Source organism: Cupriavidus sp., assembly GCF_057315035.1.
The window spans coordinates 242,126-258,973 of sequence record NZ_DBHKYV010000001.1 but is presented as its reverse complement, the minus strand read 5'-3'; the positions used below and the strand labels follow the sequence as shown (position 1 = coordinate 258,973).

13 protein-coding genes are annotated in these 16,848 nt (G+C 63.7%); 11 read left to right on the top strand and 2 right to left on the bottom strand.

The window, feature by feature from the left end; all coding sequences use genetic code 11:
- Window positions 1–69 precede the first annotated feature (69 nt).
- From ACO550_RS01170 to ACO550_RS01135, 8 genes are all read left to right on the top strand, one after another.
- Window positions 70–1,371, top strand: coding sequence for a TolC family protein (locus tag ACO550_RS01170; RefSeq protein WP_485993973.1), 1,302 nt, complete (start codon window positions 70–72; stop codon window positions 1,369–1,371).
- A complete protein-coding gene (locus ACO550_RS01165; RefSeq protein ID WP_315594265.1) occupies window positions 1,368–2,924 on the top strand; it encodes an efflux RND transporter periplasmic adaptor subunit in 1,557 nt (518 codons plus the stop codon). Before ACO550_RS01170 ends, ACO550_RS01165 begins: the two co-directional genes overlap by 4 nt.
- The gene (locus tag ACO550_RS01160; RefSeq protein ID WP_315594266.1) at window positions 2,921–6,091 is read left to right on the top strand and encodes a CusA/CzcA family heavy metal efflux RND transporter; all 3,171 of its coding nucleotides are present in this window, start codon (window positions 2,921–2,923) and stop codon (window positions 6,089–6,091) included. Before ACO550_RS01165 ends, ACO550_RS01160 begins: the two co-directional genes overlap by 4 nt.
- The gene (locus tag ACO550_RS01155) at window positions 6,088–6,438 is read left to right on the top strand and encodes a copper-binding protein (RefSeq protein WP_315594267.1); all 351 of its coding nucleotides are present in this window, start codon (window positions 6,088–6,090) and stop codon (window positions 6,436–6,438) included. The genes ACO550_RS01160 and ACO550_RS01155 overlap by 4 nt, the downstream gene beginning before the upstream one ends.
- 176 nt (window positions 6,439–6,614) lie before the next feature.
- Window positions 6,615–8,297, top strand: coding sequence for a M30 family zinc metallopeptidase (locus ACO550_RS01150; protein ID WP_315594268.1), 1,683 nt, complete (start codon window positions 6,615–6,617; stop codon window positions 8,295–8,297).
- Between the two features lie 49 nt (window positions 8,298–8,346).
- Window positions 8,347–8,655 (top strand): hypothetical protein, encoded by a 309-nt coding sequence (locus ACO550_RS01145; protein WP_315594269.1) that lies wholly within the window; start codon window positions 8,347–8,349, stop codon window positions 8,653–8,655.
- A gap of 128 nt (window positions 8,656–8,783) precedes the next feature.
- Window positions 8,784–10,517 (top strand): SulP family inorganic anion transporter, encoded by a 1,734-nt coding sequence (locus ACO550_RS01140; protein WP_315594270.1) that lies wholly within the window; start codon window positions 8,784–8,786, stop codon window positions 10,515–10,517.
- Window positions 10,518–10,660: 143 nt separating this feature from the next.
- Window positions 10,661–11,620 (top strand): NAD(P)-dependent oxidoreductase, encoded by a 960-nt coding sequence (locus tag ACO550_RS01135; RefSeq protein ID WP_315594271.1) that lies wholly within the window; start codon window positions 10,661–10,663, stop codon window positions 11,618–11,620.
- Window positions 11,621–11,760: 140 nt separating this feature from the next.
- Here ACO550_RS01135 and ACO550_RS01130 read toward each other — a convergent pair whose 3' ends face one another.
- The gene (locus ACO550_RS01130; protein ID WP_315594272.1) at window positions 11,761–12,558 is read right to left on the bottom strand and encodes an IclR family transcriptional regulator domain-containing protein; all 798 of its coding nucleotides are present in this window, start codon (window positions 12,556–12,558) and stop codon (window positions 11,761–11,763) included.
- Complete coding sequence (locus ACO550_RS01125; protein ID WP_315594273.1) at window positions 12,555–13,334, bottom strand: IclR family transcriptional regulator; 780 nt, start codon at window positions 13,332–13,334, stop codon at window positions 12,555–12,557. The genes ACO550_RS01130 and ACO550_RS01125 overlap by 4 nt, the downstream gene beginning before the upstream one ends.
- Before the next feature lie 259 nt (window positions 13,335–13,593).
- Between ACO550_RS01125 and ACO550_RS01120 the strand changes: the two genes are divergently transcribed.
- The 3 genes from ACO550_RS01120 to ACO550_RS01110 all read left to right on the top strand — a co-directional run bounded on the left by ACO550_RS01120 (window position 13,594) and on the right by ACO550_RS01110 (window position 16,762).
- Window positions 13,594–14,553, top strand: coding sequence for an MBL fold metallo-hydrolase (locus tag ACO550_RS01120; RefSeq protein ID WP_315594274.1), 960 nt, complete (start codon window positions 13,594–13,596; stop codon window positions 14,551–14,553).
- A gap of 194 nt (window positions 14,554–14,747) precedes the next feature.
- On the top strand, window positions 14,748–16,505 hold the full coding sequence (locus ACO550_RS01115; RefSeq protein ID WP_315594275.1) for an FAD-dependent oxidoreductase: 1,758 nt from the start codon (window positions 14,748–14,750) through the stop codon (window positions 16,503–16,505).
- A 35-nt stretch (window positions 16,506–16,540) separates the two neighbouring features.
- Window positions 16,541–16,762: a DUF2783 domain-containing protein gene (locus ACO550_RS01110; protein ID WP_315594276.1), complete on the top strand. Its 222-nt coding sequence runs from the start codon at window positions 16,541–16,543 to the stop codon at window positions 16,760–16,762.
- Window positions 16,763–16,848 lie beyond the last annotated feature (86 nt).

The window sequence follows — 16,848 nt, the reverse complement described above, 5'->3', positions numbered from 1 at the left end:
CCGAAGCCACGCCACTGTCTTGTCGCTCCCGTTTTCGTGGGAGCGGTGGTCGTCGTTTCCGGAGGCTTTATGTCATTCCCGCCTTGCCTGAGGTGGACGTTTCGATTGACGTCCGCCGTCGGCATGTCGATGGCGCTCGTAGCGCCGTTGCGTGCTGCCCCAGTCTTATCCATTGAAGAAACCGCCACGCTGGCCACCTCGCGCGCCAGCGATGCCGAGAACACGCATGGCGCCATCGAATCGGCTGTGCAGATGGCTGTCGCGGCAGGCCAGTTGCCCGATCCGATCCTGAAATTCGGCCTGAACAACGTACCCGCCGATGGTCCGGACAAGTTCTCGCTGAGTCGGGACTCCATGACGATGCGTTCCATCAGCGTCATGCAGGAATTCACGCGCTCGGACAAACGCCGCGCGCGCTCCGCACGCTTCGATGCAGAGGCGGCTTCCGCCGATGCGCAACGCGTACTTGGTGTGACCAATGTCCAGCGCAATGCCGTTGCCGCATGGATCGACCGTTGGTATGCCGAGCAGGCGGCGACCTTGCTTGGTCATCATAGCCATCCGCTGTCATTGGCCCTGGAGGCTGCCAATGCGGCGTATCGCAGCGGACGTGGTACGCGGGCAGATGTCCTGGCGGCACAGCTCGAAGTGCAGAAGCTGCGCGACCGCGAAAGTGAAAACCAGGCCGCGGTGGACACTGCCACCGTGAAACTTGCGCGCTGGATTGGCGCCGATGCCGCGCGTCCGCTCGGTGAGCGTCCGGTGCTGGCCATGCCCGGCGGCGTGGAACAACTCATGCGTTCCCGTTACGACGGTGTGCCGGAAATCGCCGCCGCCCAGCGTGATGTCACTCTGGCGGAGAGCGAGGTGCGCGTGGCCGACGAATCGCGCCGGCCCGATGTCACGGTAGAGCTGACGTACAGCCAACGCGGCTCGGCGTACTCGAACATGGCTTCGGTCAACGTGAGCCTGCCGTTGCCATGGGATCGCGCCAACCGGCAGGACCGCGAAGTGTCAGCGCGGCTGGCGCAGGCCGACGCGGCGCGCGCCAGGGCGGAAATCGTCCAGCGCGATACCGATGCGCTGGTTGGCGCGCGCGTGGCCGAGCTACGTCGCAACCAGGAACGCCTCAAACGCTATGACGAAGCCACGCTGCCACTGGCCAATGCCCAGGCGGAAGCGGCATTGACAGCGTATCGCGCCAACAGCGGATCGCTGTTGGCCGTTGCCGAAGCCAATCACCGCGCCATCGATACGGCGCTGGAACGCCTGGCCCTGGAGCAGCGTACCGCAAGGATCTGGGCGGATCTGAAATTCCTGGCCCCACTGCCTACTGCACAGACCGTATCGACCCACAAGGATTCGCAATGAACTCACGACTGACAATCGCCGCGGTCTGCCTGGTCATGGTCGGTGCGGCTGGCTACGGCGGCTATCGCCTCGGCGCCATGCAGGCCAGGACGACATCTGCCAATGCCGATGGTGCGATGGGCCAGCCCGGCAAGCCTGGCAGTCCCGATCCACATGCCGGCAAACAGATCTTGTACTGGCATGACCCGATGGTGCCGGGGCAACGCTTCGACAAGCCCGGTAAATCGCCGTTCATGGACATGCAATTGGTGCCGGTCTACGCCGATGGCGATGCTGGTGGCACGAGCGGCGAAAACAGCGGCGTCAGGATCGACAGCCGTGTGGCGCAGAACCTGGGCATCCGCACTGCTGAAGTCAAGGCGGGTCGCATTGGCAGCGTGCTGGAAGCCCCCGGAAACGTGACCTTCGACGAGCGCAGTATCCAGGTCATCCAGGCGCGCACGACAGCGTTCGTCGAACAAGTAGGGGTGCGCGCAACGCTGGACCCGGTGCGGCGGGGCCAGACGCTGGTCAGCCTTCATGCGCCGGAATGGGTGGCGGCGCAGGAGGAGTATCTGGCTGTGTCGCGGCTGCCATCGGGCGTGCAGGGCGATCTGGTGAGTGCGGCAAGAGCGCGCATGTTGCAGGCGGGCATGACGCCGGCGCAGGCCGATGCCGTGGCGCGCTCGGGCAAGCTGCAAACGGGGCAGGGCATCGCCAGCCCGCTTGATGGTGTGGTCACCGAGATCGCCGTGCGCGAGGGCATGACGGTTTCGCCGGGCATGACGCTGTTCCGGCTTGCCGATCTGAGCCAGGTGTGGGTGATCGCCGAAGTGCCCGAGACCCAGTCTCGAAGCGTGACGCCCGGCCAGGCCGTCACGGTGTTGGCACCTGCTGTGCCGGAGCCCGTGACGGGCAAGGTTGATGCCATCCTGCCCGAAGTCAATGCGGCCACGCGCACCATCAAGGTCCGCATCGTCCTGCCCAACCAGCAGCGACGGCTGGTGCCAGGCATGTTTGCCAGCGTGCGGTTCGACGGCGCTGCTCGTCAGGACGCGTTGCTGATCCCATCCGAAGCCGTAATCCGGGCAGGCCAGCGCAATATCGTAATGGTTGACGCCGGGCCGCAAGGATATGTGTCGGCGGAGGTTCGCGTCGGACGTGAATCCGACGGTCAGGTCGAGGTGGTTGCCGGATTGCGCGCCGGACAGAAGGTGGTGGCTTCGGGCCAGTTCCTGATCGATTCGGACGCCAGCTTGCGCGGCACGCTGGGCCGGCTGGCACCAGCCAGCTCTGCCGCCGCACCAGCCGCCGCACCAGCCGCCGCCGCGCCCGAGTACGAGGGCACGGGACGCATCGAAGCGGTGAATGCTGAAGGCCTGACCATCTCCCATGGGCCGATTCCTGCCGCGCAATGGGGGGCGATGACGATGGATTTCGGCGCGCACGATGCGGCAATGCTCAACGGATTGAAGCCGGGAGATCGCATCCGTTTCCGCTTCCAGCTGGACCGCGACGGCGTGGCCACGCTGTCCACCGTGACTACCATCGGCACCGAGGGAGGCAAGCGATGATAGCGCACGTCATCCTCGCGTCGATACGCAACCGCTTCCTCGTCCTGCTGGCTACCGTCATGCTGACGGCCTGGGGGCTGTGGGCCGTGCGCAGCATTCCGCTCGATGCATTGCCCGATCTTTCAGACACGCAGGTCATCATACGCACGCCGTTCCCGGGGCAGGCGCCGCAACTGGTGGAGAACCAGGTCACGTACCCGCTTACCACCACGATGCTGTCGGTGCCCGGGGCGAAGACGGTACGTGGCTATTCGTTCTTCGGTGATTCCTTTGTCTATGTGCTGTTCGAAGACGGGACCGATCCCTATTGGGCGCGCTCGCGGGTGCTCGAATACCTGAACCAGGTCCAGTCGCGCCTGCCGGCGGCAGCCAGGCCCGCGCTGGGGCCCGATGCCACCGGCGTGGGATGGATATACGAATATGCGCTGGTGGACCGCACCGGGCAGCACGACCTGAGTCAGTTGCGCGCGCTGCAGGACTGGTTCCTGCGCTTCGAGTTGAAGTCGCTGCCCAACGTGGCAGAGGTTGCATCGCTTGGCGGCATGGTCAGGCAGTACCAGGTCACGCTGATGCCGGACCGATTGCGTGCCTACAACCTGTCGCAGGCGAAAGTGCTGGCGGCGATTCGTGGTGCCAACCAGGAAGCAGGTGGCTCGGTGCTCGAACTCGGAGAGGCCGAGTACATGGTGCGGGCCTCGGGCTATCTGAAGACCCTCGACGACTTCCGCCAGATTCCGATCGAAACCAGTGGTGCGGGCGTCGCGGTGCGGCTGGGCGATCTCGCCACGATCCAGCTCGGCCCCGAAACGCGGCGCGGCCTGTCCGATCTCAATGGCGAAGGCGAGGTGGCTGGTGGCGTCATCGTGATGCGCTCGGGCAAGAATGCGCTGGAGACCATCGACGCCGTCAAGGCCAGGCTCGACTCGCTCAGGAAAAGCCTGCCCGCGGGCGTCGAGATCGTAACCACCTACGACCGCTCGGCGCTGATTCACCGCGCCGTGGAAAACCTCAGTCACAAGCTCGTCGAGGAATTCATCGTCGTGGCGCTGGTTTGCCTTGTTTTCCTGTTCCATTTGCGCTCGGCGCTGGTGGCCATCGTATCGCTGCCGCTCGGCGTGCTGGCGGCGTTCCTGGTCATGCGCTACCAGGGTGTCAACGCGAACATCATGTCGCTCGGCGGCATTGCCATTGCGATCGGGGCGATGGTCGATGCGGCAGTAGTGATGATCGAGAACGCGCACAAGCACCTGGAACAATGGCAGGCAGCCCATCCCGGCAAGGCATTGGCAGGGGAGGCTCGCTGGCGTGTGATTGGTGATTCGGCTGCGGAAGTGGGACCTGCGTTGTTCTTCTCGTTGCTGATCATCACGTTGTCCTTCGTGCCGGTGTTCACGCTCGAAGCGCAGGAAGGCCGGCTGTTCTCGCCGCTGGCTTTTACCAAAACCTATTCGATGGCCGCCGCGGCGGGTTTGTCGATCACGCTGGTGCCCGTGCTGATGGGCTACCTGATTCGCGGGCATATTCCGGCGGAGCAGGCGAACCCGTTGAGTCGCTGGTTGATCCGCCTTTACCAGCCGCTGCTTGCCAAGGTGCTGACCTATCCGCGTTCGACGGTGCTGGTGGCGGCCGTCCTGCTGGCGGCGACGGCATGGCCCATCCTGCGCACCGGTGGGGAGTTCATGCCGCCCCTCGATGAGGGCGATCTGCTCTACATGCCGTCCGCGCTGCCCGGCCTGTCCGTCGGCAAGGCGGCACAACTGCTGCAGCAGACCGACCGGCTGATCAAGTCGGTGCCTGAAGTGGCGACGGTCCACGGCAAGGCGGGCCGCGCGGACACCGCCACCGATCCGGCCCCGCTTGAAATGTTCGAAACCACGATCCAGTTCAAGCCGCGCGACCAATGGCGGGCCGGCATGACGCCTGACAGGCTGGTGGAGGAACTCGACCGCGTGGTGAAAGTGCCGGGCCTGTCGAACATCTGGGTGCCGCCGATCCGCAATCGCATCGACATGCTGGCCACCGGTATCAAGAGCCCGGTGGGCATCAAGGTGGCCGGCGCGGATCTCAACGAGATCGACCGGATTGCCACCCGCATCGAGGAAGCTGTGAAGAGCGTGCCAGGTGTCACCTCGGCACTGGCGGAACGCCTGACTGGCGGGCGCTATATCGACGTCGACATCGACCGTGCGGCGGCCGCCCGATACGGGCTCAATGTCGACGATGTGCAGAGCATCGTCTCGTCCGCCATCGGCGGGGATAACGTGGGCGAAGTTGTCGATGGGCTGGCGCGCTTTCCGATCAATGTGCGTTACCCACGCGACTATCGCGATTCGGTCGAGGCGTTGCGGAGTTTGCCCATCGTTACCGGGCGCGGCCAGCAGATCGTATTGTCCGATGTGGCGCGCATCCGCGTTACGCAAGGGCCGCCCATGCTGCGTAGCGAGAATGCGCGGCTGTCCGGCTGGATCTATGTCGATATTCGCGGGCGAGACCTGCGCTCTGCCGTGCACGACATGCAATCCGTCGTGGCCCGTGCGGTGCCGATGCCCGCTGGCTATTCGCTCAGTTGGTCCGGGCAGTTCGAATATCTGGAACGCGCGAGTGCCAGGCTAAAGGTGGTGGTGCCGTTCACGCTATTGATCATCTTCGTGCTGCTTTTCCTGGTGTTTGGGCGGCTCGATGAAGCGCTCCTGATCATGGGCACGTTGCCGCTTGCATTGATCGGTGGGTTCTGGCTGCTATATGGGCTCGGCTACAACCTGTCCGTGGCCGGCGTGGTCGGCTTTATCGCGCTGGCGGGCGTGGCCGCCGAGTTCGGCGTGATCATGCTGCTCTATCTCAAGCACGCCTGGCAGAACCACCAGGCGCGGGGCGAAACCGATGCCACCGCGCTGCTTGCCGCGATCCAGGAAGGTGCCGTGCAACGCGTGCGGCCCAAGGCGATGACCGTGGCCGTGATTCTGGCCGGCCTGGTTCCCATCATGTGGTCACACGGCACCGGCTCCGAAGTCATGCAACGCATTGCGGCGCCAATGGTCGGCGGCATGATCACGGCGCCGCTGCTATCGCTGTTCGTCGTACCCGCTGTGTATCTGCTGATGCGTCACGGGCAGACCACGAAATTTCCCGCTACATCCCACTCCACCTCTCTCAAGGAGAAAGCATGAAGACGTTCCTCAAAACCACTTTCGGCGCCATGGCGCTGGCCCTGGCCATGGGCGGCACGCTACCCCCGGTATTTGCCGCAAACATGGACGGCATGGACATGAAGCCTGCGGCAGGCGCGACCAAGGTGCCGCAACCGGTGCCAGCGGAGATTCGCAAGATCGACGCTGCAACCGGAAAAGTGACACTGAAGCATGGACCCATCACCAACCTCGGCATGTCTGCCATGACCATGGCCTTCCCGGTCAAGGACGCGGCCATGCTCAAAGGGTTGAAGGAAGGCGACCAGGTTTCGGCGACCTTCGACACGGTGAATGGCAAGCCTACCGTCGTGGACCTGAAACGATAGCGCTTGCCCCGATGACGATCGATTTCTCCTGAAGGCGGCCGCGGTTTCCCGGCACACGTATCAGGCATCTGGCATCCAGTCCCCCAATCAGCGGGGTGACGAATTCGCCAGTTTTGCCGATATCGACGATGCCGCGACATGAAGGGCCGCGGCCTTCCAAAAATAAGGAGAAATCCATGAAGCGCAATCAGCGCACTTTGTCTTTCCCGGGGTCGCTTGCTTTGGCATTGCTGACTTCCGCCGTTCTGGCCGCTTGCGGAGGCGGTGGGGACGGGTCTCAAACCGCAGCGCAATCGACCACGACCACTGGTTCGACGGGAACAGCGGGCGAACCGGCCAAGCCAACCAGCGTGGTCGCACCGGCCTGCGTCAGTTGCGGGGCGGTCGATGCCAATACCTACTCCGGTACGGGAGTCGGGGTGTGGCAGAACATCAATGCCACGGCTGCGGCCGTGAACATGCCGATCAGCATTGCCGGCCTGACTGGCCAGGATGTCACGCTGGTCTTCACCAACCAGACCGGCACGGCGCAGGTCATGCCGACGATTCCGCTGACGGCGTCCTACTATCCAACGGTCGCCGCGAGTGCGATCGAATGGGATGACGGTACCAGCGCGGTCAAGCGCCGCATTGCGGATTTCAACCGTGACGGGTGGGCCGCGCTTGCCGGAACCAAGAGCGGCAGCCCTAGCGCATCCATGTTCGGCGCGCCTAGCTTGTCGGTGGTGAACGATGTACGTGTCTGGTACAACCAGGACAACTCGGCGCGCTCGGCAACGCTGGTTCGCCAGGACACCACGTCCGACGGCACAACGGTCAATTTCTGGGTCGAGAACGCCGAGAACGACCCGACCAAGGTCAGCCCGACAATCGTGAACACCCTGGCCGCAGGCTTTGTGCCGACCGGCAAGATCTACGACATGCTGAAGTCGGTCGGTGGCGCGATGTGGGGCACGCATGGCTATTCCAACCTGATTGCAGGCACGGGCCAGCCGATCGATATCGTGATCCTGAACTTCGACCAGAACAACACACCGTTCGGAATGGTCGGCTACTTCTATGGCCGGAATGCGGTGAAGATGGATCCGCTCACCAATCCGTACAGCAATGAATCGGTGTCGCTGTATCTCGATGCAGAAACCTTGTACCTCGGTGGCGCGTCGGGCATGAAGTCGATGCTGCTGACCATGGCGCACGAAGGCATGCATATGCAGAACTTCTATCGCCGCGGCGTCGTCCACGGTGACACCTACAGCTTCGATACGTGGCTCGAAGAGGCTACGGCCATGATGATGGAGGACTTCGCAAGCCAGTCCATCGATGCAACCTACAACGCGATTCGGGACGTCCGCTTCCCGAACTATGTCGGGTACAAGTCCGGCTCCTATAACTGCAGCCTGCTCGACTGGACGCCGTTCGGTGCCTCGTGCGACAGTTATTCGGTATCGGGTTCGCTGGGTGGCTTCCTCGATCGCCAACTTGGCCTCGGCTTCTACAAGGGCCTGTTGACCAACTTCAGCAGTACCGATTCCGTGGCGGTGCTCGACGCGTCGATCCGTGCGGTCGTGCCCACGTCCAGCCTCGGTGAACAACTGCGTCGCTTTACCGCTTCGGCAGGGGCGCTCATGAAGTCGCCGAGCCCGGTCGGGTTTGGCTTCCCGGCGCGCTCGGAAGGTGGTTTCGTGCTGCCGGTCATCGATCCGCAGCTTCAACTGCCCAGCCGCACGCTGACGCAAGCGGTACCGGCGACGATCCAGCCGTACGCAAGCCTGCCGGTGGTCCGCAAGGCCATCAGCGGCACGTATGGCGAAACCGTCAAGGTCCCGGCCGGCACCACGCTGTCTGTCGTGATTCAATAAGGTACGCGGGGGCGGCGCAAGCCGCCCTCTGACCGAGTGGAGACTCCGAATGAAGGCAATCATCGCCGCACTGATCGCCGCTGTCAGCATTGCAGCGTGTGCTACGACAATGCCCGCCGGTTCGCGGCAGACCCTGGTTGGATCGATCCATATCAAGGGCAATGAGCCGTTTCCGACCGTGGTGATCGAGACCGACGATCATGCGGTGTGGGAACTGATAGGCGTGTCTCTCGATGAAGCGCGATCGCTGGCCAATCGACGCGTGGTTGCAAAAGGTACGGTCGAGCGCGCACCCGGTCCGGACACTTGGCGGCCCACGCTCAAGGTTGACGCCATCCCGCAGCCGGCGGACCGCTGAGAGGTACGTTCCGTGGCTCGATGACGTAAGTTGGCCCGGAGTTGGACGGGAGTTGGACGTAAGGCCTATCCCTTTTCGCGGCATTCGATCCTATGCTGGAGCGGAGCGATATAGCGCAAAAGATACTTATGGCATCCACGACTCCCTCCTCGCACGGGGCACCCGCTCCGCGATGGCTGCGCTGGCTGCCCGGCCTGGTGACGTTGAAGAACTATGAGCCCGGTTGGCTTCCCAGGGATCTGGCGGCCGGGCTGGTGCTGACCACGATGCTGGTGCCGGTAGGCATTGCCTACGCCGAGGCATCGGGTGTGCCCGGCGTGTACGGCCTCTATGCCACGATTGTTCCGCTGCTGGCCTACGCACTGTTCGGCCCGAGCCGGATCCTGGTGCTGGGGCCCGATTCCGCATTGGCCGCCCCGATCCTGGCGGTGGTGATCAGCGCATCGGCTGGCGATCCGGCGCGCGCCGTGGCCACGGCCAGCCTGATGGCCATCGTCTCAGGCGTGTTCTGCATCGTGCTCGGACTGCTGCGGCTCGGGTTCATCACCGAACTGTTGTCGAAGCCGATTCGCTACGGCTATATGAACGGTATTGCGTTGACCGTGCTGGTCAGCCAGTTGCCGAAGCTGTTCGCCATCTCCATCGACGATGCGGGCCCGCTGCGCGAGCTATGGCAGCTGGCGCAGAAAATCCTCGATGGCCAGACAAACTGGTACAGCTTTGCGGTGGGGGCGGCGAGCCTGGTAGTGATCCTGGCGCTCAAGCGTTTCGAGCGTGTGCCGGGCATCCTGATCGCCGTGATACTGGCTACGCTTGCCGTCAGCGTATTCCATCTCGATGCCTATGGCGTGAAGGTGCTTGGGGAAATTCCGCAAGGCTTGCCGGCTTTCGCGATCCCATGGCTCAGTGAGGCCGATCTGGTGCGCATCGTGCTCGGCGGCTGCGCGGTGGCACTGATTGCGTTTGCCGATACCAGCGTGTTGTCGCGTACCTTTGCGGCGCGTTCGCACACGCGCGTCGATCCGAACCAGGAAATGGTAGGACTCGGCGCGGCCAACCTTGCCGCAGGTTTCTTTCAGGGCTTTCCGATCAGCAGCAGCGCATCGCGGACCCCGGTGGCCGAGGCCGCCGGCGCGCGCACGCAACTGACCGGTGTGGTCGGTGCCGTTGCGGTGGCGGCATTGCTGATGTTTGCGCCCAACCTGTTGCGCTATCTTCCCAACAGCGCGCTGGCGGCCGTGGTAATTGCCGCGGCAATCGGCCTGTTCGAGTTCAAGGACCTGCAGCGCATCTACCGCATCCAGCAATGGGAGTTCTGGCTGTCGATGCTGTGCTTCGCGGCGGTTGCGGTATTCGGTGCGATTCCCGGTATTTGCCTGGCTGTGGTGGTCGCCATCATCGAATTCCTGTGGGATGGCTGGCGGCCCCATTTCGCAGTGCTGGGCCGAGTGCCGGGCTTGCGCGGCTACCATGACCTGCAGCGCTATCCGCAGGCTTCGCTGATCGACGGCCTGGTGCTGTTTCGCTGGGATGCGCCGCTGTTCTTCGCCAATGCCGAGTTGTTCCAGCAACGGCTGACCGAGGCGGTGGACGCTTCGCCAACGCCGGTCAGGCGCGTGGTGGTGGCCGCCGAACCAGTAACCAGTATCGATGTTACGTCGGCCGACATGTTGCGCGAACTGTGCCATGGTCTGGGCGACCGTGGCATCGCGCTGCATTTCGCCGAGATGAAAGACCCGGTGCGTGACAAGCTCAAGCGTTTCGAGCTGACCGAGATCTTCGGCGACGACCGCTTCCATCCGACCGTGGGGAGTGCGGTGGATGACTATCTCGGTAGCACGGGCAGGGCACCGGACGCATAGCCGAGGCGTTCGTCTTTTGATGCGTCAGCTGCATCAATCCAACCCAACTTTGCAATTCACAGCGCGGCCGGTTACCGCGATCATGGCAGTCCGATCCCGACAACAACGACGCCGGTCCAGCAGGGCTGGTGCACGGAGGTGACATGGCTGCCCGCCCACGCATCACGGTCCTTGGCGACTACGAACGCGCGCTTGCGCGCCTGGCCGACTGGTCAGCTATCGACGCGCAAGCCGACGTCAGCTTCCACCATGACCCGCTGCGCGGCGAGGCGCTGGTTGCGGTACTGCGCAATACCGACGTGCTGGTGCTGGTACGCGACCGTACCCCACTGGACGCGGCCACGCTAGCTGTTGCCAACCATCTCAGGCTGGTGGTCTACACCGGCACGCGCAACAACACGTTGGATACGGAAGCGTTGAAGGTTCGTGGCATTCCGGTGGCCAGTACGCATTGGGGACCCTCCAAGGAAAGCACCTGCGAAATGACATGGACGCTGATCCTTGCCGCAGTGCGCCAGTTGGAAGCACAGATGGCAACCATGCGCGCGGGCGGGTGGCGGTCGACCAACAGCATGGCGCTGCCCGGCGTGCTGCACGGCCAGCGCCTCGGACTCGTCGGACTTGGCGAAATCGGCAAGCGCGTGGCCCGCGTGGGCAAGGCCTTCGGCATGGAGCTGGTGACATGGAGCCCGCATATGACGCCCGAGCGTGCGGCGGAGGAAGGCGCCACGGCGGTGAGTCTCGATGAACTGTTGCAGACCTCGCGCGTGGTAAGCCTGCATCTGGTGCCGACCAATGAGACCCGCAAGCTCATCAACGCCGAGCGCATGGCCCTGATGCGACCCGATGCGATCCTGGTCAACACATCGCGCTCGGCCCTGATCGATATGGACGCCTTGCCGCGCGCGCTCGACCAGGGACGCCCCGCACTGGCCGCACTCGATGTGTTCGACTCGGAACCGGTGCCACCCGATCACCCCTTGCGCAAGCGCCGCGACGTCGTGGTGACGCCGCACATGGGCTTTGTCTGCGAGCCGGTGTTCGCGACATTTGCAAACGGCGTGACCGAAGCGCTGGCCGGGTGGCTGGCTGGACAACGGTAGGTAGGTCAAGAGCTCTGCGCCATAAGCTGTGCGCCACCCCGCCCTGAACGGGTTTGCACCCAAGTGTGCAAATAGACAAGAGGTTCCGGTTAGCTGTTCGAAAAGGCTCCTTCGGGAGCCTTTTTGTTTTCAGATCCTTCCTACTCCGCACCCAACCCCGTCGCCCCAAACCTCCACGACAATCGTTGCGCCGCCTGCCTGACGATGCGGGCGATTTCGCTGTCGAGTGCGCTGTCGAAGCTGCCGCTGCTGCCCATCACGGCAATCACCAGCGCCAGCGTGCCGGTGTGATCGAACACCGGGGCTGCCAGTGTGTCGATGCCGGGCACGGGGCGGCTTTCGGCATTGTCGATGCCGTCCGCGCGAATCTTGCGCCAGCGCGGCATGCATTGCGCCCGCAGCGCCGCGTCGACTTCCACGCCGGCCATGCGGATCGCATCCTGCGCAAGCGCCTGCGTCAGGACATCGTCGGGTAGATGCGCTGCACAGGTACGCCCGATTGCCGTGTTGACCATCGACAGCACGGTGCCCACGCGCAGGCTGACATGCTGCGGGCGTGAGGCTTCCTCCAGACGGATTACCGTGGGGCCCAGCGGCCCGAAGACTGCCATGGCGACCGACAAGCCCGTGGCTTGCGCCAGCGCAATGACTTCGGGTTCTGCTTCGCGCGTGGGTGACAGTCGCTGTAGCGCCATCAATCCGAGTTCGAGTCCCAGCGTGCCGGCTTCGAAATCGCCGTTGGCATTGCGTGCAAGCAGGCCGATCTTCTGCAGGCTGACCAGATGCGGGAACGCCTTGGCCGGCACCATGCCCGCGGCGCGCGCCAGTTCGCCCAGCGATAGCGGACGTCGTGCGTCGGCCAGTGCATTGAGCAACTGTCCGGTGTTGTCGAGCGACTGGATGCCGCGCTGGGGCTTGCTGTCTTCGAGATCGCTCATGCGGGCTCCATCAGGTGCGCGATGTCGTCGAGGGCGGCCTGCAAGGCGTGCGCGACGGGCCCTTGCCAGTCGACATCGATGGCGCCCGTCGATCCGATGGCGGTCAATACCAGTCGCAGCGTGGCGTCGCTGGCCAGCAGTGGCATCGCCAGGCTGCTGACGGCGGGGCTGGGCGAGTCGATGCTGCGTTCCATTCCGCGTGCGCGTATGACCGCCAGCGACTTCGCAAATGCCGCGAGCGTATCCGCCGACGCGGCGGGATGCTGCTGCCGCCAGATCGGTTGCCAGTGCGCCTCGGGCTGGAATGCGCAATACGTGCGCCCCGTGGCCGTGGCATCGAGGGCCATCACGGTGCCCACGTGCAGGTTCACATGCAACGCCGTGCCAGCCGGCGCATAGTGGACGATCGTGGGCCCTTGCGCCGTGGGCAGGCTGATGGCCACGTTGAAACCGATGGCAGCTGCCAGTGCCTGCACACGCGGTACCGCCGCGCGATAGGCCGGTTCCTGGTCGAGATGCATCATGCCGAGCCGCAGTGCCAACGGGCCCGGCTCGTAGTTGCCGTCGATATGGTCGCGCTTGATCAACCCGAGCCGGGTCAGGCTGACCAGATAGGTATGCGCCTGCGCGGGCGCCAGTTGCGCCGCGGCGGCCAGGTCGGCCAGCCCCAGCGGCCGGCGTGCATCGGCCAGCGCCTGCAGCAGGCGGCCGCCTACCTCCACGCTCTGGATGCCGCGTTGCGTCTTGCCTGCGGATTCGCCCGGGGGTCGTGCCATACCTGCATCTACCTTCGATTCGGAAGAGCCAAATGGTAATCGAAGCGCCTGCTCTGGGCGCTGTGTTGCGCTCTGTCAGTCTCTTGCCACCGGTCAAAAGTGCTGGGGTTTTCCCGCAGCAGCCACGAGAGAACAAGGCTTTGCAGTCTGTTTAGCAAATAGCAATCGTATTTGTCATTGACTAAACAGGTTCGCGTTTCTAAGATTCCCTACACCGACATCCCCATCGTTTCTTCCTCACTCCCATAACGAGACAGACATGGCAAAAGCATTCGCATCCCAGGCCGACCTCGAAGCCAAGCAGATCACCTTCACCCAGCTTTCCGAAAACGCATACGCCTATACGGCCGAGGGTGATCCCAATTCGGGCGTCATCATTGGCGACGACGGCGTGATGATCATCGATACCACCGCCACGCCGGCCATGGCCCAAGACCTGATCGAGAAGATCCGCTCGGTCACGGACAAGCCCATCAAGTATGTGGTGCTGTCGCACTATCACGCGGTGCGCGTGCTGGGGGCATCGGCCTACTTTGCCGAAGGCGCGCAGCAGATCATTGCCAGCCGTGGCACCTACGAGATGATCGTGGAGCGCGGCGAGGCCGACATGAAATCCGAGATCGAACGCTTTCCACGCCTGTTCGCCGGCGTGGAGACGGTGCCGGGCCTGACCTGGCCGACCCTGGTTTTCGACAAGGAAATCACGCTGTTCATGGGCAAGCTCGAAGTGCGCATTGCCCATCTGGGTGCGGGGCACACCAAGGGCGACACCGTGGTGTGGCTGCCGCAACAGAAGGTGCTGTTCTCGGGCGACCTCGTCGAGTACGACGCCGCCTGCTACTGCGGTGACGCGCAACTCGAGCAATGGCCCGCCACGCTCGATGCGCTGGCCGCATTGCAGCCCGAAAAGCTGGTACCCGGTCGCGGTCCCGCGCTGACCACCCCAGACGATGTCGCCAAGGGTCTGGCCTACACCAAGGATTTCGTATCCACGCTGCTGCAGGCCGGCAAGGAAGCATTCGGCGAAAAAATGGACCTGAAGGCCGCTATGGCGCATACGCGCAAGTCGATGGATCCGAAGTTCGGCAACGTCTTCATCTACGAGCACTGCCTGCCGTTCGACGTATCGCGCGCGTTCGACGAAGCATCGGGCATTACGCATCCGCGTATCTGGACCGCACAGCGCGACCAGGAAATGTGGGCGGCGCTGCAGGATTGATGGATCGATTGATTAAATGATCGATTGTTGTCTCCCCTCTCCCGCAACGCGGGAGAGGGGCGGGGGAGAGGGCAGGCGGTTCAAGTCGAGCCTGGTCGCAATTGGAGCCACTAGCCCTCTCCCCCAACTCCTCTCCCGCAACGCGGGAGAGGGGAGCAAATAACACCACAGAACATAGAGTGGACGGAGACACCATGAGCAGTACCTCAGTCGAAATCGACTATCAGCGGCAGACTTACGAATACACCGCGTGTGCCGAGCAAAAGGCGGGTCAGGTTGCCGAGGCCCCGCATCCCGTGATCGTGGTGGGTGCCGGGCCGGTTGGCCTGTCGACCGCCATCGACCTGGCCCGCCATGGCGTGCCCGTGGTACTGGTCGACGACGATTGCACGCTCTCTACCGGCTCGCGCGCGATCTGCTTCGCCAAACGCACGCTCGATATCTTCGATCGGCTCGGTTGCGGCGACCGCATGGTCGACAAGGGGGTGCGCTGGCACCTGGGCAAGATTTTCCTGCGCGAGCGCCAGGTCTACGCGTTCGACCTGCTGCCAGAATCCGGCCACCAGCGCCCGGCATTCATCAACCTGCAGCAGTACTACGTTGAAGGCTACCTGCTCGAAACGGCCATGGCGATGCCGAACATCGAGATCCGCTGGAAGAGTCGCGCCGTGGCGGTGGAACAGCACGCCGATCATGCGGCACTGACGATCGAGACGCCCGACGGCTGCTACACGCTGTGTGGCCGCTACGTGGTGGCTGCCGACGGTTCGCGCAGTCCGTTGCGAAAGATGCTGGGACAGGAAAGCCATGGCCATACCTTCCGCGACCGCTTCCTGATTGCCGACGTCAAGATGGAGGCGCCGTTCCCGGCCGAGCGCTGGTTCTGGTTCGATCCACCATTCCACCCCAACCAGTCGGTGTTGCTGCATCGCCAGCCTGACAATGTCTGGCGTATCGACTTCCAGCTGGGCTGGGATGCGGATCCTGCCGCGGAGAAGGCACCCGAGCGCGTGATTCCACGGGTGCAGGCGCTACTGGGACCCGATGCAAAGTTCTCGCTTGAATGGGTCAGTGTCTATACGTTTGCGTGTGTGCGCATGGACAGCTTCCGCCATGGTCGCGTGCTGTTCACGGGCGATGCGGCGCATTGCGTTTCGCCATTCGGTGCGCGAGGCGCCAACAGCGGCGTACAGGATGCCGAGAACCTGGCGTGGAAGCTGGCCTATGTGTTGCAGGGCAAGGCGCCCGAACAACTGCTCGACACCTACGCAAGCGAACGCGAGTATGCCGCCGACGAGAATATCCGCAACTCGACCCGCTCCACCGATTTCATCACGCCGAAAAGCGCGGTGAGCCGCATCTTCCGCGACGCGGTGCTGACCCTGGCGCGCGACCATGCGTTTGCGCGGCAGCTCGTCAATAGCGGCCGGCTCTCGGTGCCGGCGGTGCTCCATGAATCGCCATTGAATACGCCTGATGCAGAAGGGTTTGACGGTGCGATGACGCCGGGCACGGTATGCGTGGATGCACCGGTGGCCAGCGATACCGGCAAGCCTTGGTTGCTGCCGCATCTGGGCGACGAATTCGTGGCGCTGGTCTTTGGTGCACCGGCCGGGCTCGATGCGCAGACCGATGAAGCATTGCGTCGACTGCAGCAAGGTGGCATTCCATTGCGGGTCGTATTTGTCACCGATGCGGCAATCTCGGCGTCCGCGCAGGCATGGCAGGGTACTACCGTGTTGCGCGATGTCGAGGGGCTTGCCGCGAAACGCTACGATGCGCGCGCGGGTACGTGTTACCTGATTCGCCCGGACCAGCATGTCTGCGCACGCTGGCGCAGTGTCGACGTTGCCCGCATCGCCGAGGCAATGGCACGCGCTACCGGCAACCAGCCCGCAGCATTCCCCGGCATCAACCCGACCGCTCCGGTGCGTACACCGGCCCTGGCCTGATAACCGCGAACACGTAATACGTAGGAGACAGGCCCATGCCGCTCGACACCGCTCCCAACCTTGCACGCCCCGACGATTTCTACGAGGCGCTGATCGACATGCATCGCGATCTTGACGATGCCGAAAGCCAGGCCGTCAATGCACGACTGATTTTGCTGCTGGCCAACCATATCGGCGATCACGCCACGCTGCTCGAAGCGATGCGGCTCGCGCGCGACGCCGCTGCAGAAGCCACAGCCGACGTCACCCCCGTGTAACCCGGGCTTCACCACCTCTCACCCTTACTCGTCACCCACCAGACGACTGGACATCAGGGGCGCACCAGACGCCCCGGGGCCAGTTC

Coding starts and splice junctions, on each gene's coding strand:
- ACO550_RS01135 (WP_315594271.1), top strand. CDS start 10,661: ATGGCTGCCCGCCCACGCATCACGGTCCTTGGCGACTACGAACGCGCG.
- ACO550_RS01165 (WP_315594265.1), top strand. CDS start 1,368: ATGAACTCACGACTGACAATCGCCGCGGTCTGCCTGGTCATGGTCGGT.
- ACO550_RS01150 (WP_315594268.1), top strand. CDS start 6,615: ATGAAGCGCAATCAGCGCACTTTGTCTTTCCCGGGGTCGCTTGCTTTG.
- ACO550_RS01155 (WP_315594267.1), top strand. CDS start 6,088: ATGAAGACGTTCCTCAAAACCACTTTCGGCGCCATGGCGCTGGCCCTG.
- ACO550_RS01110 (WP_315594276.1), top strand. CDS start 16,541: ATGCCGCTCGACACCGCTCCCAACCTTGCACGCCCCGACGATTTCTAC.
- ACO550_RS01130 (WP_315594272.1), bottom strand. CDS start 12,558: ATGAGCGATCTCGAAGACAGCAAGCCCCAGCGCGGCATCCAGTCGCTC.
- ACO550_RS01115 (WP_315594275.1), top strand. CDS start 14,748: ATGAGCAGTACCTCAGTCGAAATCGACTATCAGCGGCAGACTTACGAA.
- ACO550_RS01140 (WP_315594270.1), top strand. CDS start 8,784: ATGGCATCCACGACTCCCTCCTCGCACGGGGCACCCGCTCCGCGATGG.
- ACO550_RS01145 (WP_315594269.1), top strand. CDS start 8,347: ATGAAGGCAATCATCGCCGCACTGATCGCCGCTGTCAGCATTGCAGCG.
- ACO550_RS01125 (WP_315594273.1), bottom strand. CDS start 13,334: ATGGCACGACCCCCGGGCGAATCCGCAGGCAAGACGCAACGCGGCATC.
- ACO550_RS01120 (WP_315594274.1), top strand. CDS start 13,594: ATGGCAAAAGCATTCGCATCCCAGGCCGACCTCGAAGCCAAGCAGATC.
- ACO550_RS01160 (WP_315594266.1), top strand. CDS start 2,921: ATGATAGCGCACGTCATCCTCGCGTCGATACGCAACCGCTTCCTCGTC.
- ACO550_RS01170 (WP_485993973.1), top strand. CDS start 70: ATGTCATTCCCGCCTTGCCTGAGGTGGACGTTTCGATTGACGTCCGCC.